At 55.4% G+C, this 19,190-nt stretch carries 29 protein-coding genes; 23 read left to right on the top strand and 6 right to left on the bottom strand.

All coding sequences use genetic code 11. The annotated features are described in order from the left end of the window. Positions 1-82 precede the first annotated feature (82 nt). From ACE4QZ_RS01740 to ACE4QZ_RS01730, 3 genes are read left to right on the top strand one after another with little or no spacing between them, the layout of a single operon-like run. Positions 83-403 (top strand): hypothetical protein, encoded by a 321-nt coding sequence (locus tag ACE4QZ_RS01740; protein ID WP_110765384.1) that lies wholly within the window; start codon positions 83-85, stop codon positions 401-403. Between the two features lie 35 nt (positions 404-438). Further along, the gene (locus ACE4QZ_RS01735) at positions 439-948 is read left to right on the top strand and encodes a hypothetical protein (protein WP_410480388.1); all 510 of its coding nucleotides are present in this window, start codon (positions 439-441) and stop codon (positions 946-948) included. A 6-nt stretch (positions 949-954) separates the two neighbouring features. Beyond that, on the top strand, positions 955-1,323 hold the full coding sequence (locus ACE4QZ_RS01730; RefSeq protein WP_410480387.1) for a hypothetical protein: 369 nt from the start codon (positions 955-957) through the stop codon (positions 1,321-1,323). A 47-nt stretch (positions 1,324-1,370) separates the two neighbouring features. Here ACE4QZ_RS01730 and ACE4QZ_RS01725 read toward each other — a convergent pair whose 3' ends face one another. Then, positions 1,371-1,949, bottom strand: a complete 579-nt coding sequence (locus tag ACE4QZ_RS01725) for an N-acetyltransferase (protein ID WP_410480386.1) — start codon at positions 1,947-1,949, stop codon at positions 1,371-1,373. 340 nt (positions 1,950-2,289) lie between these two features. On the opposite strand from ACE4QZ_RS01725, the gene ACE4QZ_RS01720 reads away from it, so the two are divergent. The 5 genes from ACE4QZ_RS01720 to ACE4QZ_RS01700 all read left to right on the top strand — a co-directional run bounded on the left by ACE4QZ_RS01720 (position 2,290) and on the right by ACE4QZ_RS01700 (position 5,487). Further along, positions 2,290-2,937: a glyoxalase superfamily protein gene (locus ACE4QZ_RS01720; RefSeq protein WP_410480385.1), complete on the top strand. Its 648-nt coding sequence runs from the start codon at positions 2,290-2,292 to the stop codon at positions 2,935-2,937. 384 nt (positions 2,938-3,321) lie between these two features. Further along, positions 3,322-3,627 (top strand): hypothetical protein, encoded by a 306-nt coding sequence (locus ACE4QZ_RS01715; RefSeq protein WP_410480384.1) that lies wholly within the window; start codon positions 3,322-3,324, stop codon positions 3,625-3,627. Between the two features lie 154 nt (positions 3,628-3,781). After that, on the top strand, positions 3,782-4,525 hold the full coding sequence (locus tag ACE4QZ_RS01710; RefSeq protein WP_410480383.1) for a hypothetical protein: 744 nt from the start codon (positions 3,782-3,784) through the stop codon (positions 4,523-4,525). Between the two features lie 11 nt (positions 4,526-4,536). Then, positions 4,537-4,722, top strand: coding sequence for a hypothetical protein (locus ACE4QZ_RS01705; protein ID WP_410480382.1), 186 nt, complete (start codon positions 4,537-4,539; stop codon positions 4,720-4,722). 555 nt (positions 4,723-5,277) lie between these two features. Continuing rightward, on the top strand, positions 5,278-5,487 hold the full coding sequence (locus ACE4QZ_RS01700) for a hypothetical protein (RefSeq protein WP_064492258.1): 210 nt from the start codon (positions 5,278-5,280) through the stop codon (positions 5,485-5,487). A gap of 1,452 nt (positions 5,488-6,939) precedes the next feature. On the opposite strand, the gene ACE4QZ_RS01695 is transcribed toward ACE4QZ_RS01700, so the two are convergent. Both ACE4QZ_RS01695 and ACE4QZ_RS01690 read right to left on the bottom strand, forming a co-directional pair. Further along, positions 6,940-7,365 (bottom strand): hypothetical protein, encoded by a 426-nt coding sequence (locus ACE4QZ_RS01695; protein ID WP_410480381.1) that lies wholly within the window; start codon positions 7,363-7,365, stop codon positions 6,940-6,942. 215 nt (positions 7,366-7,580) lie between these two features. After that, complete coding sequence (locus ACE4QZ_RS01690) at positions 7,581-7,910, bottom strand: DUF6388 family protein (RefSeq protein ID WP_410480380.1); 330 nt, start codon at positions 7,908-7,910, stop codon at positions 7,581-7,583. A 283-nt stretch (positions 7,911-8,193) separates the two neighbouring features. Between ACE4QZ_RS01690 and ACE4QZ_RS01685 the strand changes: the two genes are divergently transcribed. From ACE4QZ_RS01685 to ACE4QZ_RS01615, 15 genes are all read left to right on the top strand, one after another. Further along, complete coding sequence (locus tag ACE4QZ_RS01685) at positions 8,194-8,709, top strand: hypothetical protein (RefSeq protein WP_410480379.1); 516 nt, start codon at positions 8,194-8,196, stop codon at positions 8,707-8,709. 403 nt (positions 8,710-9,112) lie between these two features. After that, positions 9,113-9,280, top strand: a complete 168-nt coding sequence (locus tag ACE4QZ_RS01680; protein ID WP_225786342.1) for a hypothetical protein — start codon at positions 9,113-9,115, stop codon at positions 9,278-9,280. 116 nt (positions 9,281-9,396) lie between these two features. Then, positions 9,397-9,822, top strand: a complete 426-nt coding sequence (locus ACE4QZ_RS01675) for a hypothetical protein (protein WP_410480378.1) — start codon at positions 9,397-9,399, stop codon at positions 9,820-9,822. A gap of 1 nt (position 9,823) precedes the next feature. Then, a complete protein-coding gene (locus ACE4QZ_RS01670) occupies positions 9,824-10,096 on the top strand; it encodes a hypothetical protein (protein ID WP_410480377.1) in 273 nt (90 codons plus the stop codon). Positions 10,097-10,126: 30 nt separating this feature from the next. Continuing rightward, complete coding sequence (locus ACE4QZ_RS01665) at positions 10,127-10,462, top strand: hypothetical protein (protein ID WP_410480376.1); 336 nt, start codon at positions 10,127-10,129, stop codon at positions 10,460-10,462. A gap of 473 nt (positions 10,463-10,935) precedes the next feature. Further along, on the top strand, positions 10,936-11,169 hold the full coding sequence (locus tag ACE4QZ_RS01660; RefSeq protein ID WP_410480375.1) for a hypothetical protein: 234 nt from the start codon (positions 10,936-10,938) through the stop codon (positions 11,167-11,169). Between the two features lie 84 nt (positions 11,170-11,253). Continuing rightward, complete coding sequence (locus ACE4QZ_RS01655) at positions 11,254-11,724, top strand: hypothetical protein (RefSeq protein ID WP_410480374.1); 471 nt, start codon at positions 11,254-11,256, stop codon at positions 11,722-11,724. A gap of 639 nt (positions 11,725-12,363) precedes the next feature. Then, a complete protein-coding gene (locus ACE4QZ_RS01650; RefSeq protein ID WP_410480373.1) occupies positions 12,364-13,071 on the top strand; it encodes a hypothetical protein in 708 nt (235 codons plus the stop codon). A 568-nt stretch (positions 13,072-13,639) separates the two neighbouring features. Next, positions 13,640-13,936: a hypothetical protein gene (locus ACE4QZ_RS01645; RefSeq protein ID WP_410480372.1), complete on the top strand. Its 297-nt coding sequence runs from the start codon at positions 13,640-13,642 to the stop codon at positions 13,934-13,936. Between the two features lie 18 nt (positions 13,937-13,954). Beyond that, positions 13,955-14,479 (top strand): hypothetical protein, encoded by a 525-nt coding sequence (locus ACE4QZ_RS01640; protein WP_410480371.1) that lies wholly within the window; start codon positions 13,955-13,957, stop codon positions 14,477-14,479. 92 nt (positions 14,480-14,571) lie between these two features. Continuing rightward, positions 14,572-14,862 (top strand): hypothetical protein, encoded by a 291-nt coding sequence (locus ACE4QZ_RS01635; protein ID WP_410480370.1) that lies wholly within the window; start codon positions 14,572-14,574, stop codon positions 14,860-14,862. A 285-nt stretch (positions 14,863-15,147) separates the two neighbouring features. Beyond that, a complete protein-coding gene (locus tag ACE4QZ_RS01630; RefSeq protein WP_410480369.1) occupies positions 15,148-15,330 on the top strand; it encodes a hypothetical protein in 183 nt (60 codons plus the stop codon). Between the two features lie 75 nt (positions 15,331-15,405). Beyond that, positions 15,406-16,071 (top strand): hypothetical protein, encoded by a 666-nt coding sequence (locus ACE4QZ_RS01625; protein ID WP_410480368.1) that lies wholly within the window; start codon positions 15,406-15,408, stop codon positions 16,069-16,071. A gap of 265 nt (positions 16,072-16,336) precedes the next feature. Then, a complete protein-coding gene (locus ACE4QZ_RS01620; protein WP_410480367.1) occupies positions 16,337-16,615 on the top strand; it encodes a hypothetical protein in 279 nt (92 codons plus the stop codon). A gap of 285 nt (positions 16,616-16,900) precedes the next feature. After that, complete coding sequence (locus ACE4QZ_RS01615) at positions 16,901-18,274, top strand: IS1182 family transposase (RefSeq protein WP_003458619.1); 1,374 nt, start codon at positions 16,901-16,903, stop codon at positions 18,272-18,274. Between the two features lie 103 nt (positions 18,275-18,377). Here the strand turns inward: ACE4QZ_RS01615 and ACE4QZ_RS01610 are convergent, their stop codons facing one another. The 3 genes from ACE4QZ_RS01610 to ACE4QZ_RS01600 all read right to left on the bottom strand — a co-directional run bounded on the left by ACE4QZ_RS01610 (position 18,378) and on the right by ACE4QZ_RS01600 (position 19,128). Continuing rightward, positions 18,378-18,515: a hypothetical protein gene (locus ACE4QZ_RS01610; RefSeq protein WP_410480366.1), complete on the bottom strand. Its 138-nt coding sequence runs from the start codon at positions 18,513-18,515 to the stop codon at positions 18,378-18,380. Between the two features lie 200 nt (positions 18,516-18,715). Next, a complete protein-coding gene (locus tag ACE4QZ_RS01605) occupies positions 18,716-18,898 on the bottom strand; it encodes a hypothetical protein (RefSeq protein WP_410480365.1) in 183 nt (60 codons plus the stop codon). 44 nt (positions 18,899-18,942) lie between these two features. Further along, the gene (locus tag ACE4QZ_RS01600) at positions 18,943-19,128 is read right to left on the bottom strand and encodes a hypothetical protein (protein WP_225786353.1); all 186 of its coding nucleotides are present in this window, start codon (positions 19,126-19,128) and stop codon (positions 18,943-18,945) included. Positions 19,129-19,190: the final 62 nt, after the last annotated feature.

The raw sequence follows: 19,190 nt of genomic DNA, 5'->3' as shown, positions 1-19,190 counted from the left end.
GCGTTATGGATTAGTATGCGTCGGTCTGTGGTCTGCCGACCCTGGCCAGCTGCTCAGTGAAAATTGAAAAGGAAGGTTAGATATGGGGATGCTAGTTGGCCTACTGATGGTTTTCATCTTTGGCCCCGCAATTGCAATTGTTCTGTTTTTCGTAGCGATGCGTGACCTCGCTGTGTACTACGGGGGCTGGCTTTTTCCCGCGATGTTTGGGTTGATATCTGGAATCCAATTGCAGCTCATTCCTTCGTCTGACCCAAATATTCCATTTGAAAGTCTTGTAGAGGTTATTGCTGGATCGCACCTAGTAGGCGTGCCGACTCCATTTGTATTAATCTCTGTCGGTGTCTTTTCCATTCTGGCTAAGCCAGTTTTCACCCTCATGAATGTAAAAAATAAGGCATAGGTGGTGGTCAGGAAATTCACATAGGAAATAGTATGATGAATGAACAACTCAAGGTTGATGAAAGTCAGGCTCCTAGCGTTATTGCAGCTATGGGGTCATCTGTAGTTTACGTTCTGATTGGACTAGGAGTATTGGCGGGTATCGCCGGGATTGTCGCGTTGATGATTGCTGTACCCACGGTTTGGTACGCCTGGGCGCGAATTATCACACATAACTACACAGATACTACTCCGGCGTTTTGGATCAACTGCATTTCTTTGGTCGCCGCGGCTTGGTCTCTCGGTGTGAGCTATAAGTTAGGGAATGATGCATTTCGAGCATCAGCATGGTTTGCGGGCTTGATGGTTGCAACCCTCGTTTTTCTGACTATACCGGCTGCATGTGCAGTGATGGCTGCGTGCGAAAATCTAATATTTCCACTGGATAGCAGCGTGTCATTGCTAGATAGGATTGCCGTAGGGACCGCATGTGTCACCTTCGTAGTTCTAGGTTTAGGGGTTGCGATTTTAATTGTCGGGTCAATTTGCACTATCTCAAATGAATAAAGCATCATGAGCGAAACAAAAGTAACCTCCTTAGCCTATGTTCTGGCAGCAAGTTCTTACGTTACTGGCATGCATATTGTCACGTCTTTGCTGGGTGATGACAATATCCTGATGGGTACAATAGGTAATCTAATTGCTGCTGTTGTTGCTGTATGCTTGGAAAGAGTTCAAGCTCGCTGGATTGCATCGGTAGTCTATATACTTCCCGCAATATTGCTGCCGTTGCTTATTTCGTCTGCTCTAAAGGGCATGTATGGAGACAAGGTATTTGTGCTTTTGTGCGCTATTGTTATTAGTGGGTTCATGCTTCCAGTCGCGAGGCTCATAATCCCAATTTTTGCCACGCTGGCGCAACGAAAGATCATCGCAAAATAGCTGCACCTTCGGCCCCGAGTCTACGCTCACACTTGTGTAAACTATATTCACAATTGTGAGCGGGGTCTGTCTTCCCCGTGTGGGCCGTACTCCGCATCAAACCGCGCCTTTATGGATGGCCACTCGGGTGAGGCCATCACTTCACGCATGGTCCGTTCGAACTCACACTCTGGAACCAGATGCTTCCATCGCTGCTGCTCGCCGGGCTGGTGCGCGGTGCTGATGTTAGGGGTCAATTCGACCCCAGCGGCGGCAAAACGCTTGCGTGCTTTGGCCCAGAACCCAATGGACGAGCCCTTTTCGTGCATAGGGGACAGGGGGACCTGGTACTGCTGCCAGAGCTTCCATAGGGTTGCCTGACCCAGACCACGGCGTTGCTGATCGTAGGCAACTTCAAATTCGCAGATGTATACCCGGTCATTCAGCGGGCTAACGCAGTAGCGAATCCAGCCAAATTTTTGCCCGTGCTGCTCGATGGCTGCCACTATGCTCAATCCTGGGAAAACGAAGTGTCCGCGAGTTGATTCGCTGCGCAGAGTGCTTAGCTGCAGTCCAATCGCCTGCGCATCGAGGCGGGCGATTTTTCTCCGCTGGAGGTAGTGACGAAGACTGTCAATCAAAGGCATGGCCAGGTCCAGGTGGGTAGCTTTAGGAGGAAAGGGGTATTGGTCACGTAGGCACCGGTGGCGAACGGCGATGCTTCCAGAGCCTTAAATCAATCATTGCACACCAGGCGCCAGCTAGGCGCCCGGAGACATGTTCTGCTTTTACCCATTCCCAGTTCTTGAGAGCGTTATGCTTGATTGTCACGGCGGTCTGCAATAGCCTCTGGAGCATGGCTACTTGCTGCCTGCCCCCTCCGCCAACTGGCACGGTGAAAGCAAGGTTTAACCCAAATGGTGTTTCTCACCGGCAGGTCCAACGGAGGGACGACGCGCACCGCGGCCGGAACAGCGAGAAGCCATCATGTCGACGATTGAGACGTTCAAAATACAGGCCAAGCGCCTACGCGCCCACTTGGCCCGTCACAACATGCCAGTCACTCATAGCCAAAGTCTTGAGGCTGTTGCAGCCATCCATGGGCACCGCGATTGGAACACCGCGCTGGCTGCGTTGACTCGGCCACCTACGATTCAAGCCCCTTTGCTGCTAGAGGTGACCCAGGACAGCACTCCCGAGCATCTGCACAGCTCCTTACAATCGCTGCTGCGCCTGGCGCCGGAGGCGATCCGCTTTCAGCTCGCGTCTAACGTCAGCGAAGAATTGGTTCGGGTTGCCCAGGACCTAGCAGCCCAAATCGAGAGGGCCGGTACCACTGTGATTTTCGATGGTACGGTGCGGCCGCACGTGTCCACTCTGCGACCTACCCGGGCCGGGAAAAACAGATTCGTTGATGGAGTCTATGAAGCCCTTGTCGGTATGCCGGCAGAAACCAGGGGTGAGGGAGCAACACCGATTGCCGTCCTCAAAAAAATGGGAGTGCTGGTGACTGCCATGAACATCAAGAGAGTGCGTTCAGCTGTTGAAATGTTGATCGGTATCGATACGGTTCCAGGTCTCAGCATCAGCGGAGATGGACGCATCCGAGTCCACCATTCCCCCGAGATGCACTGATAGTTCCGCATTGGACAAATTAGATTCGAACTCTATTACGTGGAAGAATTCGGCTCCAAACGTGAGGCCGAATCCGGAAGACTTATATGACCGACAAAGCTATCACTATGTTGCAAAGTTCGCGTAATTCCCCACGAACAAGCAGCTCGCATTACAATTTGCTCCAGAGAGCCTTCCGCTTTCAGCCGAACAATTTCGGTAAAGGTTCAATCGAGCCGCCATGGGTTCGGCGGTTTGAGCCGCTCTATGAGCGAGGCGAGCGACTTCGCCTCCAGCGTGGTTATCGCATCATCTTATGGCGGCCAGAAGCCTAGGATCGAGCACCTTATCAACCCCAGCCCCGGTATGAGCCGGGGCCAATCCACATCAGTAGGTAGACTATCCATGAGTGATTCATTGCTACAGGAAGGCCATAAGCATTGGTTTGTTATCGACAACCATCTCAAAGGTAGCCTTGTCGATTGGCTGACGAGGTGCCCTAACCCGATAATCTGCGAAGGAAAGCGGATTCGAAAACCGAGCACCGAATTCGAGCATCAATGCAGCTACGAAATTGAGGATGGCGCCACGCCCGAAACTGCGGGGTTAATCCTGCTAAAGCTCTACACAGATGTTCCATCGTTGAACCAGAGCTTTTTGGGCGCTTTGCGTGATCATTTCAAACCAAGCAAATCGTCCGAACCGCTGTAGGCTTAGAGCTCGTTCAGCTGATCCGTAATTTTCGCTGGGGTGTTGGCATGCTCAGGCAGAATGAAAAGATTAAATCCCAGTTTAATAATGTTGCCTTACGTTGTCCTATAGTTTAACTTATGGTTCAACTAAGTCACTCTAATAGGAACGGATCATGGATGTTGCAAAATCGCGAGCTGCCTACATTGAGCAGCGCCAGCAGACCCAGGACGAGCGCAAAGCCCGTGCGGCCGAGAAGCTCAAGAACCATCAATACACCTGCCTGGTGAAGCAGGACGACGCCGAGATCTGGCGTTGCAAGGCTGAGGGCACCACGGCTTATGCCTTCGACATCATGATGACCCGCTTCGGTATCGCGGTAGTCGGCGACATCGGCCATCTGACGTTCAGTGTAGGTTTGAGCTATGGCATGAATTTCCTGGCCGGCGATGACGTCACCTATTACTTGCACACCAAGCTCAATGAGTCCCACAAGAAGCAGGTGTTCAGCACGGACCTGTTCCGTCAGGTGTTGGTATCGAGCATCTGCCGGGAGCTGCACAACGATTGCTCAGAGGAAATCTGGGAAACTCTTCCCGCGTGGGCGCAGGACTCTGACCTGGTTAGAGGTGCACATTGGGCTGAATTCCGCGCTCTGACCCTGACCCATCGTCGTGACCTGTCGAATGGTGATGACCGATGGATGCACTGGGACGACCTCTTTGATGCCGCGGAGAACATCGGTTTCACCGAGGAAGCTCATATCTTCATGAGAGATAACTGTCAAACGTTGTGCCTGGGCGAAGAGTGGTACGAGCACCGCATCACGGAGACATGTGACAGCCTCTACGCACAACTGTACATGATCAACCATGCAGCCAAAGCGATCATGGCTCAGGCTGAAAAGGCTGCGGCTTGAAGGTGTAGACCATGACAACCACAACTAAGGCACAGTTGGACCTGATCTATCGCCGTACGCATAACGATTACAAGGGTGTGTCAGCAGATGGTGTCCGCATGATCATGGTTTGTCGCGGCGTGACCTGCCTTGTTCCTCTGGATGACCTTACCCCAGAAGAAGTTGCGCAAAGACTACCGAAGTCAAAAGGCAATTGACGCCCGATGCATCTGGACCTCGCTTAGAGGTCCGCACACATCCACCAAGTAACCCTTCCAATCGAGCAAGCTAGAAGATGGTCACCCACTATGGAACCGGCGAGGATCAAGTCGCCTGCGGTCGAAACAACCACAACCTGGTGTCGACGAGGAACCCCAATGGAGTCACCTGCAAGACATGCCGATCAACCGAATCGTATCGCGCAGCGGTTGCAGCGCCAGCGGTAAAGCCAGAATCACAAGCGGACATCGGCCGCCAGCTCATCGCAAGCATCCGCACGGCTACTGAGCACCTCCACGCAGAGGTTCAACGAACCATGTCGAGAAAACAAGCGTGGGAATGGCGTCTGACGAGGCTGGGGCCAGGAAACAGGCTGCCTCGGGGTTTCAAGCAGCAGCCGTTCACAAAGCAAATATGGATCATGAAGGACGATTGCCCCCAATACCTCATTGGGCTACCCGGCCATGGGCGCGCAACAAAGTCTGAAGCGGAGGAGGACAGTAAGCCGGATCAGTGATTACACTGATCCATCATCCACGCAAGGAGCAGCTCCGATGGCAATTGAAGATGTAACCGAGTTGAAGCAAGTGAATGGTCAGACTCAGGCGCAGCGCCTGCTGGATGAAGGGTGGCGTATTTTGGCAGTGTGCGTGATCCAGGATGGCAGCAGCCAGTATGCCGAGTATCACTTGGGGCGTGCCAAACCGGTTGAGTCGGCAGTAGGCCCCGGCGTGCAGGTCAGCAGGGTGCCGCTCAAGGGCTGACCATTCGTTGTTCCAAGTCGACTACACACAGCCCCGGGAAATCCGGGGCTGATCCATTTTAAGCGCAGCACTGGCCGCCGGCGCAGAGGGATAAGCTGGACTGCAGCCGCGTGCTATGAGGGAGAGTTGAATTGTCCAATTCACCACCCCGTCAATTTCGGGGCTCGGAAAGTCTCGCGGCAGAACAGCGCTCTCGCGACGCTGTGAGGCCATTCTTGGAGGCCTGCGGCTTCAACGTTGTCGAGGATCGTCGAATTCCAACTGGCTCAGCATCCCAGCAGATAGTCGCTTTCAACACCCACGAAGGACAGCATGTCAAAGCCCGGGTGCGCCTTTGCTGGCGCCGTGATGGTCGTAATCCGAACGAGCAAAAGTACTCAGCTGCTCAGTTGACCGCCCACCTACGGCCTGGCGGCTGGGACGCTACCCTGGAGCACGTGGTGGGGAGAGACCTCGCCCAAGGCATGAGCCACGCCATGCTATTCCAGCGCGACGGCGAGGCGGTGGCCTATGCGGCTCTTATCCCGCTAGGTGCTTTGCATCCGATCTGGAATCGTCAGCGGGAAGTAAGCGATGAGCTCTTGCGTCTGGGGCTGAAGGGCCGCATCAAGAAAAACCATGCCCAGAACGGAACAAGTCCAACGCTATGGCTACAGGATGACCGGTTGCCAGATACCCACCAGGTAGCTGATGTCTTGTGGCAATGGCCAGGGGTTGTCGATCTCGCGAAGCTGGTCCCTACCGGTGGATTATCGCCGAGCCTTGACGACACGTTCGACGATTGTCCTGCACCCGATTACTCGGATCTAGGCCGCGACCTTGGGGAGAGGGTGAGCACGCTTCGGTCACACGTGAAGCGAGACCCTCGGGTGCGACTAGCGGTGCTAGAACGGGCTCGGTACCGATGTGAGAGATGCGACGAGAGTCGAACTTTCCGCGGCTTCCTAGACGTGCATCACGTGCTAGGTGCCGAGGTGTCTGACCGCGTCTACAACTGCGTAGCACTCTGTCCGAATTGCCACCGAGAAGCTCACTACGGTGAAAACCGAGATGAACTGAATACGCAGCTTCTGGAGTACGCCCTTCAACTCCGATCGTGACTTCCCATTGCCGATCGTCGTGACGCCATTCTAGGACCTCCTAAACAAAGCAGGTCCGATCATGAACGCAGCACCAGAAGCAATTTATCGGCAGGTGGACCAAGACCAGGTCATGTTCTGGGTCGCAGTCGACGGGCGAGGTTATCGAGCGTGGGGCACCTTTAGGGGACGGCACATCAACGCCCGGGGAGGATCTCGATCGGCCGCGGTAGGCGAGTGGCTTCGAAAGGCGAATTACGCAACCAACGAGTGATGTCTCGGCTGAGGAGCGGGAGGGTTGATCCTCGGCCGCTCTTCAGCGGGTGCGCTTTTAGTGCAGGGCAATATGGAGGCCGAGTGTGTGCTGACCAGGCTAATCGAAAGTGGGCAGCCCCGCGTGCTCGATGAAACGCTCAAGCACCGCTCGTTCGTCCGGTGATGTAGGCGTGTCGCCGTGTGACGCCTTACCGCGGAGATCTACTTCCCAGCTGGCGTACCAGGAGTCTTCTGGGCCGACGTATACCGCCGGCCGGCCATCCAGGAACTGATCTGCGGTCAGGTCAACAATTAGCGAATCCACAACGAGCCACATATGTGACTTGCCATTCCGGTTGGCGTTTACCGTTTCGGCCTCCGGGCCGTCTGGAATGCTGTTGAGATAATCGCCAAGTAGTTCGGAGGTCGCGCCGCAGCAGGCTCTCGGAAAATCCATCATGTGCTGCGGAAGAATCCCCAGGGCTTTCTGAGTGTCGAGCGATGCACGGAAGTCATGCGCGATTTTGTGTAGGTCAATCCTCATACTGCGAAACCATATCGTGAGAGGGGAGGAGACGCTTTCGGGGCGCCCACAAAAAAGCCCCGGGCTTTCCGAGGCTTTTGACTTCCTTAGCCGTAACGCTATGAAAGGAGCAGCAGGGCGAGATCACGGAGCGGCTGTTACGAGCAGCAGCGTGAGGTCACCGCGCATCGGGGGCAAACTTACAGCACCGGCAGAACGGTTTCAACTCGAATTGGTTATTCGTGGATTTTATTAAGGTCTTTGTACTCTGGCCAGTCGATACCCAGCGCATCAGCCATTTGCCGGTGGCGCTTAAGCCGCCATTCCTGAGCTTGTTGAGGGGATTCGGCAACCAGCCCTATCACAAACTCATCCAGGTCGATTCCCCGCTTCTCCGCGGCTTCAGCGAACACCCGAATCCGCTGCGCTTTACGATACTCCTCCACAGTCATACCACCGGCCTCAATCACCCGAGGATTAACCGCCTCAATCTCTTTCATCGCTTGGGGATTGTCAGCAAAGAACTTGTTGCGAGCTGCGTCGTACCGGTCTTCGAAGGTCAGCATGCCTCACTCCCTGTTTTGTGAATTGATCGCTGCGAGGCTGCGGATGCGCAGGCGCGCGAATGCGTGAGTGTACCGTGGGATGCAATCAAAGGTGATGCCTCTGCTCCTCTCGCAGCAACGGGCTTACAAGTGATAACCGTCCCTTGCGCGATGAGCTACGAGAGGATTGAATCGTACAGTGGAAGACCGGGCGTGATTCCGGTAAAGCCGCAAGCCAACCTCTGTTTTCAAGCACAGCCCATCGACCTCACCTCTGCATCACCTCCTGGAAGGAACCTGCCTCATGAAAAATGCGACTCTGCTCGGTACCGAGCCACCGGCGCTGCTGACCACGCCTATGACCGTAGTGCTTGACTCAATTGTCCTGGACGAGCTGAACTTCTACCGAAAGGCGCAGCATGCGTTCTACGCCGCCCAAGCCGTCGACAGCACCGATCAGGATGAGCTGAAGTGTTTGCAGACGAAATACGAGCAGGCCCAGCGCCTTCTCGGGAACGTAGTTGGCCACCTGGTTCGTGCCACCTTGGGCGAGCCGATGCAGCTGATGACCGCAGAGCCAGTGACGGGGCCAGCTGTTGAAAAGGGCGAACAGCTGATCAGCCAGGCCTCCATAGCCATTGCTCACACCTACCTGGCCAGCGTACTGGAGGCGGCTCGCACAGCGGCGAGCATTGAAGAGGCGAAGCGCGAGTCGAGCGTGGCCATCGGGTATGCCAGGCTCATGGCTGACCTAGGGTTGCTGACCGATGAAGAGTACATTGGCAAGCGTAGCGAGGCGCTGCAAGCAGTGGAGCGGTAAAAATGCGGGTGTCCAAGGCAACTACTGGCACACAAGGAGCGGTCTCCGTAAGCGTGAACTTAGGTTGCCAGCTGCCACCGCTTGCTCCAGGCGGTGCACGAAGGGTGCCGGCATCAGCAGCTATTTGCTCCAGCTGAGGTGTATGGGGGCAGTGAAATTACCTTCGCACTCACATTGTCGTACAGGCAAATTATCATTGTTAAAGGTTGTCCTATAGGATAACCTTTTCCGTCTCGGGCAACATTCGTCTATAGCCTAGTCTTTCGTTGCCGATACAGCTGGCGTAGCTTGCTACGTTATCGAAGTGGCGATGTGTTGATGACCAGGTTTGCCGGTACAACTACCCAGGGGTAGGGGCCGCCAAGGCGGCTCGGTCTGGGGGCCTGATCTAGGAATGATCCGTATGACTTTGACGTATGAAGAGGCGATGGACGAGGAAACAGAGGTGTTCCGCGCCGAGGTTGCCCGAGAGTGCGAGAGCCGCGGCCTTGACTTGGCAGAGTTGATCGCAGCTTTGGGGGACCACGATGTTTACAAGTCACGTGAGGTTATGAAGTGGTTCGGGTACTGATTCGCGATGCCGTTATTTGCACCGATGACCTGCACCATCAGAAGCGCCTCGGGCGGGTAATTGCAAATAGGAAAAGACCAAGCTGTGTTTATTAGCCTGGCAAAGGAGAATTACTTTTGAAAAGCTTCGCGATCTCGATCGCTTGGGTAATGCTGGTGCTCTGGTGTGCGATCCGAATCGGCTTCGCTCTGCAAACAATCGACCCTGCAGTCGCGTTCATCACTGATCCTTCCATCTGTCACGTCGCTGGATCTCCAGTAGTCAATGGGCACTGCCGGGCCGAAGGGCGGATTGTGGGTGGTCTCGATGACAAATGGCATCTGCACACGGCAAGCACACCAGCAGAAGGGGTAGTCCTGCCCAAATCGGTCGGCCTGCTGTATCAAGTAGAGTCATACAGTTTTTGGGGTGGTTCACTTGCTGGTTACGCGCTGGCTGCCCTAACCTTTATCCTCGCGTCCCTGCCGGCCGTTTTTGCAACTTTGAAGGTGTCACGTAAAGCTGGCACCTCAACGCCGAAGCAATCTTCACAAGGAGTTTAACATGGATTACGGATTTCACCCGGGAAGGCGGAGGCTTAAATTGCCGTTCCTGGTACTCTTCGTTCTCGTAGTCGGACTCGTGGCTGCAGCCGTAAGTGTTGCTGTATTTGAATTCAAACCAGCTGCTTGGTTAGTCATGGGTGTGATTTACGTCTGTGCTTTTTTTGCCCTTGTTAGCGGTAAAGAGGGTAAAGGCAGCGCAGCACTTTGGCTTGCAAAGGCCTTTGCTTATAGCGGTATTTTTATTCTCTGCTTGGTGACGCTGGCTAAGTAAGGCGAACCCAAATAGATTTAGGTGGATCGAATGTTCACGACTATCAAACTTGACGGCCAGCAACCCTATGCTTTCAATCCGGTTGATGCCGCTCGCACCGAACCTGAGTTCCTGGTTCAGATGCTTGAGCGGATGCTGGCTGAGAAGTTCAGCACTGAGAAGAGAGCAGACCTCCTAGCCATTGTCGCCGCTCTGCCCGAGGGGGCAACCATGCTGGATCTGTTCGAGGCTATCAAGGCTCAAGAGGCTGCGAGCCTGGGTATCACTCCAGAACAGTACGAATCATTGTCCCCGTTGCTTGTTGCACTTCGAGGGATGCAAGAGAAGGGCGCCCTGGTCGGCCTCTTCGTCCAGCCGCACGGGTGACGCAACATGGATCATAATCATCCTAAACCGCCATGCCGTCGTACGACGCAGCATGCGTTTATGCTGGTCATTACATCAGTCATGCTCGGTTGGCAGGGCTACTTGTTCCACTTGCAAGCCGCCACAATTGGTTCGTTCCGCGGATACGAGTGGCCTTCGCTCTGGCCTGCTTGTGTGGCTGCAGCTGCGCTTATCCTGCTCGTACGCTCGATTCGGCGGTACCAAGCGGCGGTGCAATCTGCAAAATGGGTGCGCCGCGATGGAAGCCGTCTTCCCTAATGACGGGGAAACTGGGCTGTAGCCGGGATCGACACGGGAAAGGAGGATGTCGTCGCCGGCAAGTCGCTGGCTGGACGCTATCACCCTGATAGGTCGTGAGAAATCCGTCTCGGCCAGTTACACTTCATGCTAGGCCACAGCTAGGCCAGGTCTGATGAAAGGCTTGAGCTTCGCGCCCACAAGGTGAGGTAGATATGAGCGATAACGAAAAATACAGCCAGCTAGACCAGGATCTCGAAGCCTTTGGTGATAAATGGACTATCGAGAATTCGATCATCTGGTGCCAGGATTGCAATTCCAGCCAAGCTGTTGATCAGGCGGCCGAATCCTTCGCTCATGCTCAAGGGTGCTCTAACGAAACAGATAGGGCACAGCATCCGTGGCACGAGCTCAAAGATCTGCTTGGTGACCTTCCTCACCTTGGGTAAAAGAGCGGGCGGTTTTTCCCATCTACCCTGGTCGCAAGCTAGGGTAGATGGAAACTAGATTAATTTTGGTGTGCAAGCATTCTCATGAAAGTAATTATCTTCGCAGCTTTGGCTGCATTCTCGTTCAATGCATGTGCAGAGTCAGTAAATATACGCACTGAGCTCTATCGCAATGGTGAGCTTGTAGCTAAGCCTTACGCGATTACTGACAACGGGTCCCAGCGTCCGTTTAAAGATGTTCAGTACATGAACTACAGAGAGTTAGTTGGTTCGAATAAAGCGCGACTCGGCCGTCTAGAGCTTGGCACAACTGCGTACTTTACGCCAGTTGTCACTAGTGATGGAGACATCCGTCTGACCATGGACGTCAACTACGTACGCTTGAAGGAAATGAAGAGTGACAAATTTGGTAGTCTTACCGTTGACTACCCTGTCACTGATGGCTACGTGTATAAATCGACTGAAATTCTCCATAATGGTGGTAAGCGCGAATATAGATCCACCGAAAAAAATGGTGATGAGTACACTTACATCGTCACAGCTACAAGGCAATAATTCCACGCACTACTGGTTCTTCCGTCGAATATATTTCGCAGTCTCGCACCGGTCTTCTCGCGCCAGCGCCAGTGCGACTGCCACTGGCTGCAGGCCTGGCGCTGCTTAAAGAGGGTCACTCTTGGCTCAACGACATAAAGTCGAGCGCCCGATCAGCAGAACCCGGTATTCACTAAACTATTCTTCTGACCAGTGAAAGGCATTGAGAATGAGCTTACGGTCTTGGATCATGCGTCGATTGAAGGGGGGGCGTCCGGTCTGTATGCAGGCGCCGCCACTAGCGCTTGCTGGAGCTTACCCAGAGAGCGTCGATGACTGGACACCTGATCAACGCGAGGCTTTGAGAATCCCCCGTGTCAAATCTTCATTTTGCCGCGGCCCCATAGACCTGCTGGAAGAAAAACTTGCTCGTTGGGATGCTCAACAAGAACAGAAGGCGCTCAGTGCTCTGTCTCGGCAGGAGTGCGTCCGCCGGGCTCGCGAGAGTAACCACGCACTGGTTAGGGCGAGACGAGAACCATACGCTGATTATCACCACTTGCTCACACTGCTGCTCAGGCGTTACCGGTACATGGATTCCGCCAGAGCCACCTTAGCATCGACGGCGCCGCTTGAGCACCCGCTTAATGGACACACCTAATGAGCATCAACAAGAACAAATTTTGCGCTCTATCTGTAGAGCAAATCGAAGCCCTGCAGATCTCGGCAGACATGAAGGGCCTTTTGCGTTCGCCGTTTCACCTCAATGAGCAGAATGGCGGCATCCTGGTTCCGAAAGAAGCGTTCAAGGACATGATCGACTACATCACCGAACTCGCCTTGAAAACCCATGCCGGGCCTAAGCAGCCTGCTGTCACCTTGGATCCCACGGCAGTTGAAATGTTGGTCAGCTACCGCCGTGCTCAAGCTGCATTCGAAGAGATCGGTCACGGCACCGACCACGGCGCGGACTTGTTCATCGCTGCAGAAAGTGCCGCCGAGAAGCTCGGCAAGTATATCGCTGTTCTCGCAGGCGATGTTGCGCAGCCACCAGATCTGCAGGCGGAAGAACTGTTCTCGACCCTAAAGGCTGCCATGACGCAGGCCGTAGCAGAGACGAGCTTCGCGATAGTGACTTCGGCTGCGGAGGAGGCGGCGATGTCGGGAGGGCGCAAGGACCCTAGTGTTACAGCCCTTGGCTTCAGTTACGAGTACACCGACGCCACCGGCGGTATCGTGACGCTGGTCGTGAAGTCCTGGGATACCAGCCGAACCTTCCAAATGCTCCCCGACCGTAACAAGATGACGATCGAGCTGGTTCGTGGAGGGAAGACCCTGCAGAGTTACACCGACTCCTACGACGACTGACCCAGTCACGGCCAACCGGCAGCTCCCAGGTGTGACCTGGGCCGCGGGAGCTCTGGGGCGCTATAGCGCTCATGGAGGCCCGCGGCAGATGACTGAGGACCATTCAACTACGTGAAGCCGCTCGACCCTCTGACCGGTTTCTGAGCCTAACCAAGCACCTCATCCCCTTCCCGCACGTCGGTATTGTCCCACCATCCAAACCTCCTAGCCCTGCCGGACCATTGCATGATTCATGCGTCTTAGTATTATACATACGCGTTATGTATCATTTATCTACCATTTCCGAGATCCAGCTAGGTGCTTACGAGCATGGAAGGAACCCTTGAACAAGTCAGCCCTTGTCGAAAGTGCAACAGCCTCAGTGGCTGGTACGAGAAGAGAATTTGCAAGTACACCCAGATTTTCGAGGCCAATGGTGACGCCTTCGATGCCTGCAACATGGTACGAGTTCGAGGTGGCGATCGGCGCTTTTGCGTGCAATGTCACCGCGACATAACCGACCTGGTACAGGTGGTCGTCGCTTAACACCGCAGCCCAGAATCCCTGTCATATCCCGAGAGAGCCTCAAATGAACAAGCAGCAAATACTGCCGCGTGAAACCTACATGGACCGCAATGGGCCTTGGCTTCGGCCATTCATAGCGGCGATCCTAATTCTGATGGGGCCTGCCCTGTTGCAGGTCATCAATGCTACTCCGGCTTGGCTGCCAGCATGGGCGTCGACCTTGGGTGGGGCAATCGGAGTCGCCTTCGCTGGCTTCTTCGCGATCAAGACGGACACGATTTCCGCCTGGGTGGTTCGAGCGGTGGCGAATTTACTGTGGGTGATGTTGATTGTTTACCTGGTCGTTCAACTTGCCCGCTGATAGAGAGGAACACCAATCATGAAAGACCCTTTCAAAGTGTTCCTTTTCATCCCGGCCATCCCCATGCTTTGGGGCGGCATGCAACTGCACCTGCAGTACATGGGATGGATGCCGCAGGGGAGCTTAAAATCTACTGCCTGGTTGGTCGTCTTCAGCCTGGTAGCGACACTTCTGGTCGCGTGGGTGCTCAAAAAGTCATCCTCCCAACAGCGACTCACACTTGAAATGAAGCTGAACAGCGTTGAAACCGCTGGCGGGGAAGCCTTCACTGGGGCGTTCTCTTCTAGCACCCGGTTTTTGGCTGATCTGGAAGAGTTCCAGAAAGTGGTCCAAGCGGTAGCTTGTCGTGAATCGCGTACAGGCGGACGCTTTATGGCATGGCGCGAGCCGGCCACGGTCCGAATCTGGCCAGGGCCACTGGGGATCACCGAAATCGAGCTTGAGGTGGTCACAAGGGCCCTAGCCGAAGAGTTCATCTCGCTGGAAGTTGAAGTGATGAGAACGACTGAGCCAGATCATGTCGGCAGCACTGCCCAGGCATGACTGACACCATAATTTTGAGGTTCCCTTGATAGGCACATGTGCCTAGAATGCGTGTAGGCACATGTGCCTAATTTCAAAGGCTCGGAGGGTTGATGGACGTCGAACAACGGGATGCCAACCGGCAAGCATTCCTTGCGCTGCTGGAAAAGCACAAGGTGAAGCAGGGCGAGAGCGCGATGCTCATCAATGCCGTGACCCAGCGGCCCTGTTCAGTTCGTGCCGTTCGATCGTGGCTCAACGATCCGACCAAGAAATCATCCAGGCCTTGCCCATCCTGGGCGGTGAAAGCCCTGGAAGATGGGATCGTGTACATGCAGCGGTTGATGGAGCGTCGAAAGCAGCAGCAAGCTGCGCAGTCCACCGCTGAAGAGATCCAGCTCTAACTAGGCACATGTGCCTAGCCATCAGGTAGGCACATGTGCCTACCTACCGCCTGCCTCGAACAAATTTTGACGCCCATTATTCACGGATGAGGGCGTGTAAACCCGTGATTTTTCTGTCCATGATGTGAGGTCGCCGATATGCCCGCTTGCCTGATTGATCCAGCCGACCTAGAGCGACTTGCCATCTCGGATAACGGGACCCTGCAGGTAACTTTGTGCCGCGCCGGCCGCGGTTTAGTCCCTTTGGAGGTGTGTGAGGACCGGGACGTCGCACGGGCCGAGAAGATGACCGAACTGCGTGACCTCATCGAGCACATGAAGACTATGAGAGATGGGTATTCCGTCGCCTACAACGAAGGGCTCATTGATGGTCGGCTCAAAGAGCTGAGTGGGCTTGGGATTTTGAGCGAGGAGGACGTCTCGACTATAGAAGCGGAAGTAGCGGCGTGTACGGGCGGTCTTTACTGAGCCGGCGCCAGCCCGCGAAATGAAATTCAAGGTTCAGCCGGCAATTGCGCCAACTCAAAGGACAGGAAATTCAGCATGAACGAACAAGAGCTAAACGTCATGAAAACCGCCAAGGCATTAATCAAGGATTTGGCGGGCTGCTACACGGTCGAGGAGGCCAATCAGCACGTGGAGCAGGCCCGTGGGTATTGCCGTGCCATCACGGATCATCACCTGGTGCCGTTCGACGCTCGGGCCGAGCTTGAAGGCGATATCCACTCGGCTCGCAGAACGTGGACATCCGTCAAAGCCACCGTCGAGTTCCAAGATGAAATTCACACGCTGTTCGACATGATCAAGATCCTCCCGGATGTGCGGTCGAGTGATGAGCTGTTTAAGACCATCCTGAGCGCCAAGATGCTGATTGGCCACCTCCAGAGCGAGGGAGCTCTTTCGGATGCGGACGCTGAAGGGCTCAGTGAGCGTGTCCAACTCACGGCTGCAACGGCAGGCAAGCGTTTCGGAATTGAAGACCCTGTCAAAGCCCTGCAAGAGCAAGAACCACGAAACACGGTGGTAACCGTGCGAGAGGCCCTTCAGAGCCTTCAAACGGTCCCTGACGAGCATCTGGATCTTCCCCTGGTCTGTGAGAACGACACGTTCTACTTCGACTGTTCCAGCACCTGGGAGCTCACTACACGCGATCGCCGTACGCATAGCTGGGCCGAGAAAAATGAACCGGAGCCGGTCATTCTCATCTGATCAACAGTTCGGCCGGTTCCTCGCCGCCAACTTTGAAGCCACGCGCTATACTGAGAGCCCTGCCTGCAGTGACCTGTAAGCGGGGCGGGGCAGTTGTCAGTGCCCACCGCAAGGAAAGTTGAATGACTTCAAACCCGCTGCCCGGGGCCGGGCAGGCCTGCACCTTCTTTGAGTGCGGGTAATCGCGTCAGGCTGGCGATGAAATGGACAGTCATGACGCTCACGAAATACGCTCTCCCAGTTGCGATTTCGAGAGGTACAGACCATGAGCTTGATCGATCCGCAAGCCCTGAAACAGTTTGTGCTGGATGCCATGGAGAATGATATGGCGAACCTTGGCAGCTATCGTGAACACCCGGACCTGGAGCGAACCCGTGGCTATCACATGGGGCGTCTAATGCTGCTGCGCGATTTCCGCGTGATCACCAAAACCGAACATGATCTGCTTGAAATTGAGTTACTGCGCGCCTGTATGGAAGAGGCCGACAAGCGCGATGATGATATGGAAGACTCGCCGCTGACCGAGGCGCGCAGTGCGTGCTAAGGGCCGCCTGGCTGCCGAGTGAGGCCCTGTCATTGCCCCTTAGCCTGGCAGCAGGAAACTGGTGTCGATTGCATTGTGAGGAACATCCACGCCCCACCATTCAAGCGAGCGGTTGCGGAAGGTCAGCCAGTCGGCCTGTGTTGGGCTTCCATGTGTGCAATGGCGACATTCAGGCGCTCCGGCCATCATTTCGGTAACGGTATTGTGAAGATCAATTCCCCTAGCAGCCTGTCGGACTTTTCCCCTCGCCGGTAGAATTGCGCATCGCTCCTGGAACCTGACTGTATGAGCCGCTTTCGACCGATAAACCGCGAAATCGACTACTTGCTCCCGCCGTCGGTGCAGGACTGGCTGCCCGAGTCACATTTGGCGCGCTACGTGGTGGAGGTCGTAGAGGGCCTGGATCTGTCGAAGCTGGAGAGCGTCTATGCGGGCCGTGGCAGCGCTGCCTACCATCCGGCTATGTTGCTGTCGTTGCTGATCTACGGCTATGCCACGGGTGCGTATTCAAGCCGCAAGATCGAGCGAGCCAGCTATGACTCCCTGGCGTTCCGGTTTATCGCCTGCGACCAGCACCCGGATCACGACACCCTGGCCAGCTTCCGCCGTCGCCACGGAGAGCAGTTCGCCGCGACCTTTGTGCAGGTACTGCAAATCGCGCGCGAGAACCAAGTCTCGCGTTTTGGCACGGTCAGTCTGGACGGCACCAAGATCCACGCCAATGCCTCGCGGCACAGCGCCCTGTCCTATGCTCACGCCGAGAAGATCGAGGCCCAGCTAAAGGCCGAGGTCCAGGAGATGCTCAAGCTGGCAGAAGCGGCCGATCAGAGCGACCTCCCCGACGGGGTCAGTCTGCCCGACGAGATCAAGCGGCGCGAAGACCGCCTGGCCGCCATAGCAGAAGCCAAGACCAAGATCGAAGCGCGGGCCAAGGAACGCCTCGAGCGCGAGCAGGCCGAGTATCAAGCCAAGCTGGACAAGCGCGAGGCCAAGGAAAAGGCCAACGGCAAGAAGCCTGGAGGCAAACCGCCGAAGCCGCCGCAGGTGGGCCCGCGCCCGGACGACCAGATCAACCTGACCGACGAAGAGTCGCGCATCATGAAGGTGGCTGGTGGCGGCTTCGAGCAGTGCTACAACGCCCAAGCGCTGGTCGATAGCGAATCCATGTTGGTCATGGCGCCGCATGTGACCCAGGCGGGCAACGACAAGGAACAGGTCGTACCGATGCTGGCCAAGCTTCAAGCGCTTCCCGAGGAGCTGAACCAGCCGGAGAAATTCCTGGCCGATAGCGGCTACTTCAGCGAGAAGAATGTCGAAGCCTGCGAGGCCGCCAGGATCGAGCCCCTGATTGCCGTGGGCCGCGACGCCCACCATCGGCACTGGCGCGAGCGTTTCGAAGAGCCGGCAGCGTCATCGGAGCCGACCAGTCCGGTCGACAAAATGAAGCACCGACTCAAGACCAAGGCCGGGCGCGCGGCCTATGGGCAGCGCAAGCAGACGGTGGAACCGGTATTCGGAATCATCAAGTCGGTGATGGGCTTCCGTCAGTTCCTGCTGCGCGGTCTGGCGAATGTCCAGAACGAATGGACCCTGGTGTGCCTGGCGTGGAACTTGAAACGCATGGCCACGTTGCGCCCGCATTCCGTTCAAAATGCGTGAACAGAGGCTGAATCCGCTCGAATTCAGGAAATTCAGGGCAACAACCGGTTAAAAACGCTCAAATAGTGGGCAATTCGCTTTGTCTTTGTCGCGCTCTGTCCATTTATGAATTCAAGTCCGACAGGCTGCTAGGGCTGAATCGACCGACCGTTGAGCCATCACTGCTGTGAATCCAGATAGTCTGGCGATTGGCGGCGATCTGAAGCTCGTAATACAGCTCCTGGTCGGGTTGTTCAGTCATGCCTGTTCCTTGAAATTTGCGTGCACACGGTGATTTACACCTACGTGGCAACCGATGCAACCCACAAGAGGCCAGCTGCGATTTGGTTGGTGCCTTTTTCGCTTTGCCGCTTGGCTCTACCTGACCGGAAGCACAACGAAAAACGCCCCCAGCAAGCCGGGGGCGGTGGTGTGTATGCTCAAGACTCAGGTTCCTGAGGCTCAGTCATACGGGGTTTCGGCCGTGGGGGGCAGGCCACGCTCTGCGCGGAACTCCTGGGCCATGTTCTCACGACGCATATCCGAGAGCATGTCGAATTCGCGCTCGTATTCAGGGTTGACGCTGCCAGTAACTGCATAGGCGGCACGGACCTTCTGTGCTTGTGCTTCGATTGCGTTGGTCATGATGTTCCTGGGTGAGGTTGGAGGGTTTAAGGGAGGACTGGTGATCAGCCTGCCGCGGGCAATCGTTCATTCAGCGCTTTGAGCTTCTGGTCGTATTCCTCAACCAGGTCGCTGTATTCCTTCGACTCCCAGCTTTGAAGGCCGCCGGCGGATAGGACTTGCAAGCAATAGTCTTTCTGTCCTTGAACAGACAGGATTTCGTCTGCGATCAGTTGCTGATAATGGTTCATGGTGTCTCCGCCCGGTGGATTGTTGGCTATGTACGCGGTGATGCCGCACATGCAAAAGGAAA

Origin of the sequence: Pseudomonas sp. DCA-1 (assembly GCF_046523955.1) — a bacterium.
Classification (GTDB): domain Bacteria; phylum Pseudomonadota; class Gammaproteobacteria; order Pseudomonadales; family Pseudomonadaceae; genus Aquipseudomonas; species Aquipseudomonas putida_Y.
The sequence above is the reverse complement of the archived record's forward strand: the minus strand, read 5'-3'. Positions and strand labels throughout refer to the sequence as shown.